We start from the raw sequence: 13,747 nt of genomic DNA, 5'->3' as shown, positions 1-13,747 counted from the left end.
AGATCCACATGGCCATCCTACGCACCTCCCGTTCCCGAATCGCGACAGCGGCGATCGTGACGCTCGCCGTCGTCGGCCTCGGAACGTTCGGCGCGATGCGCGTGAACGCAAACGCACCGGAGAAAGCGGCAGCACCGCTGCCCGAAGTCGACGTCGCGACCGTCGTGCCGCAGACCGTGACCGACTGGCAGAGTTATTCGGGCCGCCTCGAAGCGGTCGAGAAAGTCGACGTGCGCCCGCAAGTGTCGGGCACGATCGTCGCGGTGAATTTCAAGGACGGCGCGCTCGTGAAGAAGGGCGACGTGCTGTTCGTGATCGACCCGCGCCCGTACCAGGCCGAAACCGATCGTGCGGCTGCGCAGCTTGCGGCCGCGCAGGCGCGCAACGGCTACGCGCAGACCGACTGGCAGCGCGCGCAGCGGCTGATCGGCGACAACGCGATCGCGAAACGCGACTACGACGAGAAGCAGAATGCGGCGCGCGAGGCGGCGGCGAACCTGAAGGCCGCCGAAGCGGCGCTGGAAACGGCGCGCATCAACCTCGGCTATACGCGGATCACCGCGCCGGTGTCGGGCCGCGTGTCGCGCGCGGAAATCACGCTCGGCAACGTCGTGTCGGCCGGTGCATCGGCCGCGCCGCTGACGACGCTGGTGTCGGTGTCGCCGATCTACGCATCGTTCGACGCGGACGAGCAGACCTATCTGCAATACATCAGCGGTGCGCGCAGTGGCCGCAAGGTGCCGGTCGAGCTCGGTCTCGCGAACGAAACGGGCTACTCGCGCAGCGGCGAGATCGACTCGGTCGACAACCGGCTCGATACGTCGTCCGGCACGATCCGCGTGCGCGCGCGCTTCGACAACGCCGACGGCGCGCTCGTCCCGGGCCTCTACGCGCGTGTGAAGGTGGGCGGCAGCGCGCCGCACGAGGCACTGCTCGTCGACGACGCGGCGATCAACACCGACCAGGACAAGAAGTTCGTGTTCGTCGTCGACCAGCAGGGCCGCGTGTCCTACCGCGAGGTGCAGCAGGGGATGCAGCACGGCAACCAGCGCGTGATCGTGAGTGGGCTCTCCGCCGGCGATCGCGTGGTCGTGAACGGTACGCAGCGCGTGCGCCCCGGTGAACAGGTGAAGCCGCACATGGTCCCGATGACGGGCGGTGACGCGCCGTCCGCGCCGCTCGCGGGCACCGCGAAGCCGGCCGCACCGGCGAAGGCGGATTCGTAAGCGGCCCGCCGCTTCGTATCCGCGTTCAACCAGACAGAGCCACACATGAACATTTCAAAATTCTTTATCGACCGACCGATCTTCGCAGGAGTCCTATCGGTGATCATCCTGCTCGGCGGGGTGATCGCGATGTTCCTGCTGCCGATCTCGGAATATCCGGAAGTCGTGCCGCCTTCGGTGATCGTGAAGGCGCAGTATCCGGGCGCGAACCCGAAAGTGATCGCCGAGACGGTCGCGTCGCCGCTTGAAGAGCAGATCAACGGCGTCGAGGACATGCTCTACATGCAGTCGCAGGCGAACAGCGACGGCAACATGACGATCACCGTCACGTTCAAGCTCGGCACCGATCCGGACAAGGCCACGCAGCTCGTGCAGAACCGCGTGAACCAGGCGCTGCCGCGCCTGCCGGAAGACGTGCAGCGGCTCGGCATCACGACGGTGAAGAGCTCGCCGACGCTGACGATGGTGGTCCACCTGATCTCGCCGGACAACCGCTACGACATGACCTACCTGCGCAACTACGCGCTGATCAACGTGAAGGATCGCCTGTCGCGGATCCAGGGCGTCGGCCAGGTGCAGCTGTGGGGTTCGGGCGACTACGCGATGCGCGTGTGGCTCGATCCGCAGAAGGTCGCGCAGCGCGGGCTGTCGGCCGAGGACGTCGTTCAGGCGATCCGCGAGCAGAACGTGCAGGTCGCGGCCGGCGTGATCGGCGCATCGCCGTCGCTGCCGGGCACGCCGCTGCAGTTGTCGGTGAACGCGCGCGGCCGTCTGCAGACGGAAGACGAGTTTGGCGACATCGTCGTGAAGACGACGCCGGACGGCGGCGTCACGCACCTGCGCGACATCGCGCGGATCCAGCTCGACGCGTCGGAATACGGGCTGCGCTCGCTGCTCGACAACAAGCCGGCCGTCGCGATGGCGATCAACCAGTCGCCGGGCGCGAACTCGCTGCAGATCTCGGACGAAGTGCGCAAGACGATGGCCGAGCTCAAGCAGGACATGCCGGCGGGCGTCGACTACAAGATCGTCTATGACCCGACGCAGTTCGTCCGTTCGTCGATCAAGGCGGTCGTGCACACGCTGCTCGAAGCGATCGCGCTGGTCGTGATCGTCGTGATCGTGTTCCTGCAGACCTGGCGCGCGTCGCTGATTCCGCTGATCGCGGTGCCGGTGTCGATCATCGGCACGTTCTCGCTGCTGCTCGCGTTCGGGTATTCGATCAATGCGTTGTCGTTGTTCGGGATGGTGCTCGCGATCGGGATCGTGGTCGACGATGCGATCGTGGTGGTCGAGAACGTCGAGCGCAACATCGAAAGCGGGATGAACGCGCGGCAAGCGACCTACAAGGCGATGCAGGAAGTGAGCGGGCCGATCATCGCGATCGCGCTGACGCTCGTCGCCGTGTTCGTGCCGCTCGCGTTCATGTCGGGCCTGACCGGCCAGTTCTACAAGCAGTTCGCGATGACCATCGCGATCTCGACGGTGATCTCGGCGTTCAACTCGCTGACGCTGTCGCCGGCGCTGTCCGCGATCCTGCTGAAGGGCCACGGCGACAAGGAAGACTGGCTCACGCGCGTGATGAACCGCGTGCTCGGCGGCTTCTTCCGCGGCTTCAACAAGGTGTTCCATCGCGGTGCGGAGAACTATGGCCGCGGCGTGCGCGGCGTGCTGTCGCGCAAGACGCTGATGCTCGGCGTGTACCTCGTGCTGGTGGGCGCGACCGTGCTGGTGTCGAAGGTCGTGCCGGGCGGCTTCGTGCCCGCGCAGGACAAGGAGTACCTGATCGCGTTCGCGCAACTGCCGAACGGCGCATCGCTCGACCGTACCGAGAAGGTGATCCGCGACATGGGCTCGATCGCGCTGAAGCAGCCGGGTGTCGAGAGCGCGGTGGCGTTCCCGGGGCTGTCGGTGAACGGCTTCACGAACAGCTCGAGCGCGGGCATCGTGTTCGTCACGCTGAAGCCGTTCTCCGAACGGCACGGCAAGGCGCTGTCGGCCGGTGCGATTGCCGGCGCGCTGAACCAGCAGTACGGCGCGATCAAGGACTCGTTCGTCGCGGTGTTCCCGCCGCCGCCGGTGCTCGGCCTCGGTACGCTCGGCGGTTTCAAGATGCAGATCGAGGATCGCGGCGCGGTCGGCTATGCGCGGCTTGCGGATGCATCCAACGACTTCATCAAGCGCGCGCAGCAGGCGCCTGAGCTCGGCCCGTTGTTCACGAGCTACCAGATCAACGTGCCGCAGCTGAACGTCGATCTCGACCGCGTGAAGGCGAAGCAGCTCGGCGTACCCGTGACCGACGTGTTCAACACGATGCAGGTGTATCTCGGCTCGCTGTACGTGAACGACTTCAACCGCTTCGGGCGCGTGTACCAGGTGCGCGTGCAGGCCGATGCGCCGTTTCGCCAGCGCGCCGACGACATCCTGCAGTTGAAGACGCGCAACGACAAGGGCGAGATGGTGCCGCTGTCGTCGCTCGTCACGGTGACGCCGACGTTCGGCCCGGAAATGGTGGTGCGCTACAACGGCTACACGGCGGCCGACATCAACGGCGGCCCGGCACCGGGCTTCTCGTCGGGCCAGGCGCAGGCCGCGATCGAGCGCATCGCGCACGAGACGCTGCCGCGTGGCGTGCGGTTCGAATGGACCGACCTCACGTACCAGCAGATTCTTGCCGGCGATTCGGCGATGTACGTGTTCCCGATCAGCGTGCTGCTCGTGTTCCTCGTGCTCGCCGCGTTGTACGAAAGCCTGACGCTGCCGCTCGCGGTGATCCTGATCGTGCCGATGAGCATTCTGTCGGCGCTGACGGGCGTGTGGCTCACGCAGGGCGACAACAACATCTTCACGCAGATCGGCCTGATGGTGCTGGTGGGGCTGTCGGCGAAGAACGCGATCCTGATCGTCGAATTCGCGCGTGAACTCGAACACGACGGCAGGACGCCGCTCGAGGCCGCGATCGAGGCAAGCCGGCTGCGGCTGCGCCCGATCCTGATGACGTCGATCGCCTTCATCATGGGCGTGGTGCCGCTTGTCACGTCGACGGGTGCCGGTTCGGAAATGCGCCATGCGATGGGTGTCGCGGTGTTCTTCGGGATGCTCGGCGTGACGCTGTTCGGGCTGATGCTGACGCCGGTGTTCTACGTCGTGCTGCGCACGCTCGCGGGCGGCAAGATCCACGTCGCGGGCAAGGACTCGGCCGGCTACGGTGTGCCGTCCCAGGGCGTGCCGGCTTCGGATGCTTGAGGACAACACAATGAACAACTTGCACAACACGAATGGCCTGATGCGCTTCGCGAAGGTGGCGGCCGCGAGCACCCTGCTCGCGACGCTGCTCGCCGCGTGCGCGGTGGGCCCCGACTACAAGCGCCCGGATGCGCCGACGCCCGCCGCGTTCAAGGAAGCGCCGACGCTCGCCGCGGGCGAACAGGCCGGCACGTGGAAGACGGCCGAGCCGTCGGACGGCGAACATCGCGGCGAATGGTGGAAGGTGTTCGGCGACCCGGTGCTCGATTCGCTCGAGACGCAGGCGCTCGCCGCGAACCAGAACCTGAAGGCCGCGGCCGCGCGTGTCGAGGAAGCACGCGCGGCGACGCGTACGGCGCGCTCGCAATGGTTCCCGCAGATCGGCGCCGGTTTCGGGCCGACGCGCGAAGGGCTGTCGTCGGCGTCGCAGTTCCAGCCGCAGGGCACGGGCCCGACCAATGCGACGCTGTGGCGCGCACAGGGCACGGTGTCGTACGAAGCCGACCTGTTCGGCCGAGTCGGCCGCAACGTCGAGGCGTCGCGCGCCGACCAGGCGCAGAGCGAAGCGCTGTTCCGTTCGGTGCAGCTCGCGCTGCAGGCGGACGTCGCGCAGAACTACTTCGAACTGCGTCAGCTCGATGCGGACCAGGACCTGTACCGCCGCACCGTGGATCTGCGCGAGCAGGCACTGAAGCTCGTGCAGCGCCGCTTCAACGAAGGTGACATCAGCGAACTCGACGTGTCGCGCGCGAAGAACGAGCTGGCCAGCGCACAGGCCGATGCAGTCGGCGTCGCGCGCCGGCGTGCGGCGTCCGAGCATGCGCTCGCGATCCTGCTCGGCAAGGCGCCGGCGGATTTCGGGTTCAAGGAGACGCCGATCGTGCCGGTCGCGGTGAAGATTCCGCCGGGCCTGCCGTCCGCACTGCTCGAACGCCGCCCGGACGTGTCGGCGGCCGAGCGTGCGATGGCGGCCGCGAACGCGCGGATCGGCCTTGCAAAGTCCGCGTATTTCCCGAAGCTCGATATCACGGGGGCGTTCGGCTATGAAGCGTCGACGCTCGGCAACCTGTTCCTGTGGTCGAGCCGCACGTTCCTGCTCGGGCCGTTCGCCGGCACCGCGCTGACGCTGCCGCTGTTCGACGGCGGACGCCGTGCGGCCGGCGTGCAGCAGGCGCGCGCGCAGTACGACGAGCAGGTCGCGAACTACCGGCAGCAGGTGCTCGTCGCGTTCCGCGAGGTCGAGGACAATCTCGCCGACCTGCGCCTGCTCGACGATCAGATCCGCGCGCAGGATGCGGCCGTCAATGCGTCGCGCCGTGCGGCGACGTTGTCGCGCACGCAGTATCAGGAAGGCGAGGTTGCCTATCTCGACGTGATCGACAGCGAGCGCTCGGTGCTGCAGTCGCAACTGCAGGCGAACCAGTTGACCGGTGCGCAGGCCGTGTCGACCGTGAACCTGATCCGCGCGTTGGGCGGCGGGTGGGGTAATGCGCCGACGGCGGTCGGCGATGCGGCGTCCGTCAAGGCGGAGGTAGCCGCGCGTTGACGCGCCGGCCCGAGGCGGGCCGTTGCAACAAGTGGTCGATCGAAGCACCCCGATCCGTGGCGACGCGGATCGGGGTTTTTTGTTGGCGGCTGGTTACTTCTGTTGCTCGGGCTGCACGTCAGTGCGTTCGGCGATCGCCACCGCGTACCGGCCGACCGCATCGGCGATGCGCTGCGCCAGCTCGGGGTCGCGCACCGCGCGCGCGAGCGTGACCCCGCCCGACAGCAGCGCGAGGAGCGCGATCGCGCGGTCGTCGTCGGGTGGGTTGTCCATCCCGGCCGACAACTCGTCGACGATCTGTCGCAATGCGTGCGCGTATGCGTCGCGCGTTTCATCGTCGGCGCGCATCACCTCCGGGGACAGGCTGGGCAGCGCGCAGCTTTCGCCGAGTTCGCACGTGCGCCGCGGGCCGAGGTAGAACGATACGAACGGGCGCCGCCAGCGCGCACCGTGCTCGGCCTTGAACGTCGCGACGCCCTGCCGGAGCTGGTCGAGGCCATCGAGGACGACCTGCCGGAATGCTTCGCCCTTCGTTTTGAAATGGCCGTAGAACGCGCCGTTGGTGACGCCCGCCGCCTTCGTCAGCGGACCGATGCCGGAACCGCCATACCCCTCCTGGCGGAACAGGCGGCTCGCGGCATCGAGGATGCGCGTGCGGGTTTCGTGCTTGTGCTCGACGGTATAACGCATGACAGGCTCGCTTCAGAGTGATCACTCTTTATCTTGCAAAGAGAGCGATCAGTGTCTATTGTATAGAGAGTGACTGGTATTTATATCACGTCACCCAACCGATGACCTGACCAGGAGAAAGTGCGATGCCGATTACGCTGACAGTATCCGAAGGGGTTTTCACGCCGGACGACGAAGGGCCGGTGTTTGCCGAATTGACCGATGCGTTGCTGGAAGTCGAGGGGTTGACCGGGAATGCGTTCCTGGCGCCGAACGTCGTGGGCACGCTCAACGTGCTGCCGCGGCACCGGACCTTCGTGCACGGGCGCGCGGAGCCTGCCGCGTTCGTCGAGCTGAAGCTGCCCGCGGTGGCGCTGGCGGCGCCCGACCGGCAGCGCCAATTCGTCGAACGGGCGACCGCGATCGTGCTGCGCCGTGCGGGCGGGCGGCTGACGCCTGCGCAAGTCTGGGTGAACGTCGTCCATGCGGTCGACGGTGGATGGGGCATTGCCGGACGACGCTACGACAACGCGGCGCTCGTCGATTCGATCCAGAGTGCGGCCGTGGCATCGCACTAACCGCAACTAACGGTCAAACCGTCATGCGTTGACCGACGGCGTGGCGGCGTTTGCCGCCGCGCCGGTCATTTTTCATCGCCGGCAGCCCGCAGCGCGCGGACCAGTTCGCTGGCCGCCTTGCCGAGCCCCGTGTGTTTCGGCCGGCGCAGGTAAACCGGCAGCGGCAGCCCGTTGCGGATGTTCGCGAACACGAGCGGCGCGAGTTCGCCGTCGGCGACGTATCGGCCGATCACGGAGGCCGGCAGGTTCGCCCAGCCATGACCGGCCTTCACCAGCGCGATCGCGGTCGCCATGTCGGTCACCTTCCACGTGCGGTTGCCGATCAGCGGCCGAATGTCGGTCAGCGGCCGCTCCGGATCGGCGATCACGATCTGCCGAAAGCCCGACAGCCGCTCGATCGCCTCGGGTTGCGCGCCTTCGACGATCGCCGGATGGCTCGGCGCGGCGACCGCGACGAGCGTCTCGGTCCACAGCGCATGAATCTGCTCCTGCGGATGAAGGTCGAGCCCGCAGTACGCCACGCAGAGATCGATGGCGGTGCGATGCAGCGCGTCGACGATCGCGTCCTGCGGCGCCGTGACGACGCTGATCGCGAGCGCCGGATACTTCGCGGCGACCGCCGTCAGCGCGCGGGCGACGGGCGCCGGGTCGATTTCGGCCGCGACGCCGAGCCGCAGCGTGTCTTCGACGCCTTCCGACAGGTGCTGCGCGTGGGCGCGCAGCACCTGCAACTGCTCGGCGATCGACCGCGCGTCGGGCAGCAGCGCGGCCATCGCGGCGGTCGGCGTCGGTTCGCGCGTGCCGCGATCGAACAGCACGAGGCCGAGTTCGGCCTCGAGGTTCGCGATCGCCATGCTGACTGCCGACGGCGTGCGGCCGAGCGCACGTGCGGCGGCGGAAAACGAGCCTTTGTCGATGACGGTCAGCAGCATGTCGATGTGGTCGCTGGTCAGCATGCGAGGGCTTCCTGTCAGAAAAATTGAAAGGACCTGACTTTTGCGGACGTGCTACCCGCTGATAGTCTCGCCACCTTGTTCGATGGAAGGTGGATGGTCATGCAAGGGTGGAAGAGACGCATAGTCTACGTCGTGATGTTCGAGGTGCTCGGCATCCTGATCGCCTCGTCGGTGCTCGGCATGCTGAGCGGCGCGAGCGTGGCGACGAGTGGTGCGATGGGGGTGATGATCTCGACGACGGGCGTCACCGTCAATTTCCTGTACAACCTCGCGTTCGAAGCGTGGGAGCGCAAGCGTGCGGCGACGACGCGCACGGTCGGTCGCCGCGTGCTGCATGCGATCGGCTTCCAGGTCGCGCTCGTGACGTTCCTGATCCCGCTGATCGCGTGGTGGCTCGACGTGTCGCTGCTGCAGGCGTTCCTGTACGACGCGGTGCTGATCGTGTTCTTCCCGATCTTCACGTTCACGTACAACTGGGCGTTCGACAGCGTGTTCGGGCTGCCGGATGCGGTGACGCGCAAGGCGGAGCCGGCGGCGTGATGCGATGCGCCGCGCCGGTGTCCGGCACGCGGACGCGGATCGTGCAGAGGTGTCTGGATTCGCGCGGCGGATGCGCCGGTGACGTGCGGCGGGCGACAGGAAAGCGATGCGGGGCGGGCCGCACCGTTTCCGAATGAAGCAGGAAAACCGGGCGGAACGAACGCCGCCCGGGAGAACTTACGCGGTGACGAACTCGTGCACGAAGCGGTTGAACACGGCGGGGCTCGCGGCGTTCATCCCGTGCGACGCACCGGCGACGGTCTGCCGTTGCGCGTTGCCGATCCACTGCGACAGCGTCTCGACGTTGTTGCGGAACATCTTCGGGCTGCGCTGGCCGTCGATCAGCAGCGTGCGGCATGCGATGTCGCCGGCCGTGTGCTGCGAATACGCGGGCAGCGGGTCGCGCAGTTGCTTCGGCAGCGTGCTCGCGTTGTCGATCGCCATCGTGCGGAAACGCGACGTGCTCTTCTTCCATGCGCCCGGCAGGCTCACGGAATCGACGAACATCTCGAGGCCCGATTCGACGTCGCCTTGCCCGATCAGGTTCACGGCCTTCGTGCGCAGCGCGATCGCGGCGGCCGGCAGCGCGGCTTCGCGCACGCCCGGCTGTTGCAGCGGGCCGCCCGGATCGGCGAGCGTCAGCGACTCGACGAGGTGCGGATGCTGACGCGCCACGTTGAACGCGACGCTGCCGCCGCGCGAGTGGCCGACCAGGTGCACGGGGCCGAGATCGAGCGCATCGATGAATTCGGCGAGCTCGTCGACGTGGTTCTGCCAGCTGAACTCGTCCTGGATGCCCGCTTCGACGGCCGGCCAGTAATGGCTCAGGCTCGGCGCGATGCAGCGGTAGTGGGCCGACAGCGACGCGAGCTGCGGATCCCAGTAGCGGTAATCGCACAGCGAGCCGTGCACGAACACCATCGGCGCACCGCTGCCCCGCTCGACATACGGCAGGCTGATGCCTGACGAAAGCGTCGCAAATTGCAGGTCGGGGTTCGCGAGCACGGACGGCTCGATTCGCATGTTCATGACTGAAAGACTCAAAGGTGCGTCAACACGACGCAACTATGCATCACGGCGACCTGCAAGGAAAACGCATAATTTTCATTGCGACGATCAATTTTATTGATGGTTCGGCCGGAAACCCTTGTCGGAAGGGGACGGGTATCGATGCTTTCAATCGTCTGACGGTAGGTCGAAGTGCCGGAATGGCCGAAAAAGGGCGTGCGGCGGCCTGCGCGCCTGCGCATCGTACCGTTGGAAAACGGGAAGCACGCGAGCCGCGAAAGCGGCCCGCGCGTCAGCGCACCGTCAGCACGGGCGCGGCCTGAAGCTCGACGGGGAGGTCGTTGTCGGCCGCGAACTGCATCGCGAAGTCGAATGCGTCCGCGCAGACGGTGCGCAATTCGTCCGACACGACCAGGCATTTGACGCCGCCGTCGACGACGGGCATCGCGAGCCGCGACAGCGCGCACGGATAGCCGGGCCGTCGTTCGCCGACGAACAGCGTGATGACGCCCGCGAGGCGCTCGGGCCAGTCGCTCGGGCGGAAGGTTTTCTGCGCGCGCGTGACGCCGCGGATCAGGTGGCCGGTAATGCGGCCTTGTTCGGTGACTTCGATGCGATCCATGCCGTGCGTGTCCTCGTTCGCGTCACTCGCCGCCATCGGCCGCCGCGTCGCCGCGTGCGGGAATCCGCAGGTTGCGCAGCTTGTGATAGAGCGTTTTCTTCGGCATCCCGAGCGCTTCGCTCGCCTCCGCGACGTTGCCGTTGTGACGCTGCAGCATGTCCTCGATCAGCATCCGCTCGAAATATGCGAGCTGTTCCGCGAGCGTGCCGCCCGCGGCCGGCGTGCCGCCGGACGACAGCAGGCTCTCGCCGGTCAGCCCGAGCACGAAGCGGTCGGCCACGTTCTGCAGTTCGCGCACGTTGCCGGGCCACGCATGTGTCATCAGTTCGGATACCTGCGCAGCCGTGACGACCGGCGCCGGCTGCCCGAAGCGCCGCGCGGCCGCGAGCACGAAATGCTCGAACAGCAGCGGCACGTCCTCGCGCCGCTCGCGCAGCGGCGGCAGCTCGATCTGCGCGACGTTGAGGCGATACAGCAAGTCCGCGCGAAAGCGGCCGTCGGCCGCGAGCTCGGCGAGATCGGCCTTCGACGCGGTGACCACGCGGCAGTCGACCGGAATCAGCTCGTTCGCGCCGAGCCGCTCGACCACGCGCTCCTGCAGCACGCGCAGCATCTTGATCTGCAGCGGAATCGGCATCGTCTCGATCTCGTCGAGGAACAGCGTGCCGCCGTCCGCCCATTCGATCTTGCCGATGCGCTTCTTGATCGCGCCGGTGAACGCGCCGGCCTCATGGCCGAACAGTTCGCTCTCGAACACCTGCTCGGGCAGGCCGCCGCAGTTCAGCGCGACGAAATGCGCGTCGCGCCGGCTGCCGAAGTCGTGCAGGCTGCGCGCGATCAGCTCCTTGCCGGTGCCCGTTTCGCCGGTGATCAGCACCGACACCGACGTATCGGCGAGACGCAGGATCTTCTTGCGCACGTCGGCCATCGCGGGCGACTTGCCGAGCACGAACGCCTCGATGCCCTGCCAGTTGTTCAGCGCCGCGCGCAGGCCCTGCACCTCGAGCGTCAGGCGGCGTTTCTCGACCGCGCGCGCGACGCGCCCCGCGATCACGTCCGACGAAAACGGCTTCTCGATGAAGTCGTACGCGCCGACCTGCATCGCGCCGACGGCCGTCGAGATATCGGCATGGCCGCTGATCAGCACGACCGGGATCTGCGCGTCGATGGCCATCACGCGATCGAGCAGCTGCAGCCCGTCGATGCCCGGCATCCGCACGTCCGACACGATCACGACCGGCGCACCGGGCGCGACGTGATGCAGCGCGTCGGCGGCCGACGCGAACGCATCGACCGCGAAGCCGGCAAGCGCTACCGCCTGCTCGACGCCGATCCGGACGTTTTCATCGTCCTCGACGACCAGCACCCGAATCTCATCTTCCATGCTCTGTCCTTTGCAGCGTGGCCGCCGCGAATTCGATACTGAACTGCGCGCCGCCTTCGTCGCGGTTCGTCGCGGCGATCTTCGCGCCGAACGCCTCGACGATGCGCGACGTGATCGCGAGGCCGAGCCCGAGGCCCTGGCCGCGCGGCTTGGTCGTGACGAACGGCTCGAACAGGTGCGGCAGCACCTCGGGCGCGATGCCCGCGCCGCTGTCGGCGACGGTGAAACGCACGCGGCCGGCTTCGTCCGGCCCGGCGGCCTCGATGACGATGCGGCGCACGGGCGCGTCGTGTACCGCGTCGAGCGCGTTGCCGAGCAGGTTGACGATCACCTGCTGCAGCTGGCTCGACTCGGCCGACACGGCGGTGCCGGGCGCGATGTTCACGTCGAGCTGCACGCCTTCGTCGCGGATCCGCGCGTCGTAGATGAGCCGTGCATGCGCGACGGCCTCGTTCAGCGAGACCGCGACGCGTTCGACGTCGGGCTTGCGCGCGAAGGTCTTCAGCTCGCCGGTGAGCACGGCCATGCTGTCGACGAGCTTGCCGATTCGCTCGAGATTGGCGAGCGCCGGCGCCGGCTGGCCGCGCTCGAAGAACGTGCGCGCGTTGTCGCACAGCGTGCGGATCGCGACGAGCGGCTGGTTCAGTTCGTGCGTGAGGCCGGCGGCCATCTGCCCGAGCACCGCGAGCTTGCCCGTGTGCACGACTTCCTGCTGCGACGCGCGCAGCCGCTGCTCGGTGCGCTCGCGCTCGACGATCTCGCGCTGCATCCGTTCGTTCGCGGCCGTCAGCGCGGCCGTGCGCTGCGCGACGGTCAGCTCGAGCTGGTCGTTCGCGCGCCGCAGCGCGTCCTGCGCGTTCAGCCGCGCGACGATCGCCCGGCGGCGCTGGATCGCGTAGCCGGCGAGCAGCGCGGCGATCAGGAACGCGCCGGTGACGAACACGAAGGCCGTCTGCTGCTGGCGCCGCGCGCCCGCGATGTCGAGCAGCACCATCAGCGAATCGCCGGCCTGCGGCGCCGGGCGCGACATCACGAGATAGCGCGTGGTGCGGCCGCTGTGACGCATATCGGGGAAGGTGCCGAACCACGCGGCCGCGCTGCGGTCGCCGATGCGGCGGTACGGCAGCGCGTCGACCGTGCGGCCCGCGTATTGCCGTGACGCCTGGATGTCATGCTGCTGCTGCGCGGTGATCGGGCGCAGCGCGGTGAATTTCCACGCGGGTTCGGTCGAGATCACGACCACGCCGTTGCTGTCGACGACCATCGCGGCGACGCCCGGCGCACGCCACGCCGATTCGAGCGGATCGACGCTGATCTTGACGGCCGCCACGCCGATCGGCACACCGTCGTCGCGCACCGCGCTGGCGAAGTAGACACCCGGCACGCCGGTGTTGGTGCCGATGCCGAAGAAGCGGCCGCTGCCGCGCGCGAGCGCGTCCTTGAAATACGGCCGGTACGACACGTTGGTGCCGACGAAGCTGAGCGTCTCGTTCCAGTTGCTGGCGGCGATCACGTCGCCCTGCAGGTCGATCACGTCGACCGCGCCGCTGCCCGCGTCGCGGTTCACGGCTTCGAGGTAGGTGTCGACCGTGTGCACGAGCTCGGGGGCGCTGTTCGGCGCGGCTTTCAGCATCGTGCGCACGCTGTCCTGCCGCGCGACCAGGCCGGGCAGGATCTCGAAGCGGCCGAGTTCGCTTTTCAGGCTCGACGCATACAGGTCGAGCCGGTGCTCGCCGGCTTCCTCGAGCGCGTCGATCGCGCGTTCCCACGCGAAATCGACGGCCGCGGCTGCGACGCACATGTACAGCACGCCGGCCGATGCCCAGCCCCACCACGGGATTCCCTTGAAGCTCTTCTGCACGTTCGCCCTCATCGAAGCCCGCAACCGTCCGCACGGCGGGACGCCCGACACGACGCCCTGAACGACGCGCGCCGCGCGCCGGCTGGGCCGGCGGCGGCGCGTGCGAAGCAG

At 67.7% G+C, this 13,747-nt stretch carries 11 protein-coding genes; 5 read left to right on the top strand and 6 right to left on the bottom strand.

Going from position 1 to position 13,747, the window contains the following annotated elements:
* Nucleotides 1-8 precede the first annotated feature (8 nt).
* The 3 genes from ceoA to opcM are packed head-to-tail and all read left to right on the top strand — an operon-like array spanning nt 9 to nt 6,018.
* Nucleotides 9-1,226: a multidrug efflux RND transporter periplasmic adaptor subunit CeoA gene (gene ceoA / locus HWX39_RS00270; RefSeq protein ID WP_175965041.1), complete on the top strand. Its 1,218-nt coding sequence runs from the start codon at nt 9-11 to the stop codon at nt 1,224-1,226.
* A 45-nt stretch (nt 1,227-1,271) separates the two neighbouring features.
* Nucleotides 1,272-4,472 carry a multidrug efflux RND transporter permease subunit CeoB gene (ceoB, locus tag HWX39_RS00265; RefSeq protein ID WP_175965040.1) on the top strand — a complete coding sequence of 1,067 codons (3,201 nt, stop codon included), beginning with the start codon at nt 1,272-1,274 and terminating at the stop codon, nt 4,470-4,472.
* A 10-nt stretch (nt 4,473-4,482) separates the two neighbouring features.
* A complete protein-coding gene (opcM, locus tag HWX39_RS00260; protein ID WP_175965039.1) occupies nt 4,483-6,018 on the top strand; it encodes a multidrug efflux transporter outer membrane subunit OpcM in 1,536 nt (511 codons plus the stop codon).
* 93 nt (nt 6,019-6,111) lie between these two features.
* On the opposite strand, the gene HWX39_RS00255 is transcribed toward opcM, so the two are convergent.
* Nucleotides 6,112-6,708: a TetR/AcrR family transcriptional regulator gene (locus tag HWX39_RS00255; RefSeq protein WP_175965038.1), complete on the bottom strand. Its 597-nt coding sequence runs from the start codon at nt 6,706-6,708 to the stop codon at nt 6,112-6,114.
* 125 nt (nt 6,709-6,833) lie between these two features.
* On the opposite strand from HWX39_RS00255, the gene HWX39_RS00250 reads away from it, so the two are divergent.
* Nucleotides 6,834-7,265 (top strand): Tautomerase enzyme, encoded by a 432-nt coding sequence (locus HWX39_RS00250; RefSeq protein WP_175965037.1) that lies wholly within the window; start codon nt 6,834-6,836, stop codon nt 7,263-7,265.
* A gap of 65 nt (nt 7,266-7,330) precedes the next feature.
* On the opposite strand, the gene HWX39_RS00245 is transcribed toward HWX39_RS00250, so the two are convergent.
* The gene (locus tag HWX39_RS00245; protein WP_175965036.1) at nt 7,331-8,221 is read right to left on the bottom strand and encodes a LysR family transcriptional regulator; all 891 of its coding nucleotides are present in this window, start codon (nt 8,219-8,221) and stop codon (nt 7,331-7,333) included.
* 99 nt (nt 8,222-8,320) lie between these two features.
* On the opposite strand from HWX39_RS00245, the gene HWX39_RS00240 reads away from it, so the two are divergent.
* Entirely contained in the window at nt 8,321-8,761 is a 441-nt protein-coding gene (locus HWX39_RS00240) for a PACE efflux transporter (protein WP_175965035.1), read from the top strand.
* A 177-nt stretch (nt 8,762-8,938) separates the two neighbouring features.
* Here the strand turns inward: HWX39_RS00240 and HWX39_RS00235 are convergent, their stop codons facing one another.
* From HWX39_RS00235 to HWX39_RS00220, 4 genes are all read right to left on the bottom strand, one after another.
* The gene (locus HWX39_RS00235; RefSeq protein ID WP_175965034.1) at nt 8,939-9,790 is read right to left on the bottom strand and encodes an alpha/beta hydrolase; all 852 of its coding nucleotides are present in this window, start codon (nt 9,788-9,790) and stop codon (nt 8,939-8,941) included.
* Nucleotides 9,791-10,061: 271 nt separating this feature from the next.
* Nucleotides 10,062-10,391, bottom strand: a complete 330-nt coding sequence (locus HWX39_RS00230; protein WP_175965033.1) for a DUF3579 domain-containing protein — start codon at nt 10,389-10,391, stop codon at nt 10,062-10,064.
* Nucleotides 10,392-10,413: 22 nt separating this feature from the next.
* Nucleotides 10,414-11,775: a sigma-54 dependent transcriptional regulator gene (locus tag HWX39_RS00225; RefSeq protein WP_175965032.1), complete on the bottom strand. Its 1,362-nt coding sequence runs from the start codon at nt 11,773-11,775 to the stop codon at nt 10,414-10,416.
* Complete coding sequence (locus HWX39_RS00220) at nt 11,765-13,648, bottom strand: ATP-binding protein (protein ID WP_175965031.1); 1,884 nt, start codon at nt 13,646-13,648, stop codon at nt 11,765-11,767. The genes HWX39_RS00225 and HWX39_RS00220 overlap by 11 nt, the downstream gene beginning before the upstream one ends.
* Nucleotides 13,649-13,747 lie beyond the last annotated feature (99 nt).

Source organism: Burkholderia sp. BCC0322 (genome assembly GCF_902833045.1).
In the GTDB taxonomy this organism is placed as follows: Bacteria; Pseudomonadota; Gammaproteobacteria; order Burkholderiales; family Burkholderiaceae; genus Burkholderia.
The sequence above is the reverse complement of the archived record's forward strand: the minus strand, read 5'-3'. Positions and strand labels throughout refer to the sequence as shown.

What these genes read in the sequence shown, in the direction of transcription:
- ceoA (WP_175965041.1), top strand. Translation starts at nt 9, where the DNA reads ATGGCCATCCTACGCACCTCCCGTTCCCGAATCGCGACAGCGGCGATC.
- ceoB (WP_175965040.1), top strand. Translation starts at nt 1,272, where the DNA reads ATGAACATTTCAAAATTCTTTATCGACCGACCGATCTTCGCAGGAGTC.
- opcM (WP_175965039.1), top strand. Translation starts at nt 4,483, where the DNA reads ATGAACAACTTGCACAACACGAATGGCCTGATGCGCTTCGCGAAGGTG.
- HWX39_RS00255 (WP_175965038.1), bottom strand. Translation starts at nt 6,708, where the DNA reads ATGCGTTATACCGTCGAGCACAAGCACGAAACCCGCACGCGCATCCTC.
- HWX39_RS00250 (WP_175965037.1), top strand. Translation starts at nt 6,834, where the DNA reads ATGCCGATTACGCTGACAGTATCCGAAGGGGTTTTCACGCCGGACGAC.
- HWX39_RS00245 (WP_175965036.1), bottom strand. Translation starts at nt 8,221, where the DNA reads ATGCTGACCAGCGACCACATCGACATGCTGCTGACCGTCATCGACAAA.
- HWX39_RS00240 (WP_175965035.1), top strand. Translation starts at nt 8,321, where the DNA reads ATGCAAGGGTGGAAGAGACGCATAGTCTACGTCGTGATGTTCGAGGTG.
- HWX39_RS00235 (WP_175965034.1), bottom strand. Translation starts at nt 9,790, where the DNA reads ATGAACATGCGAATCGAGCCGTCCGTGCTCGCGAACCCCGACCTGCAA.
- HWX39_RS00230 (WP_175965033.1), bottom strand. Translation starts at nt 10,391, where the DNA reads ATGGATCGCATCGAAGTCACCGAACAAGGCCGCATTACCGGCCACCTG.
- HWX39_RS00225 (WP_175965032.1), bottom strand. Translation starts at nt 11,775, where the DNA reads ATGGAAGATGAGATTCGGGTGCTGGTCGTCGAGGACGATGAAAACGTC.
- HWX39_RS00220 (WP_175965031.1), bottom strand. Translation starts at nt 13,648, where the DNA reads ATGAGGGCGAACGTGCAGAAGAGCTTCAAGGGAATCCCGTGGTGGGGC.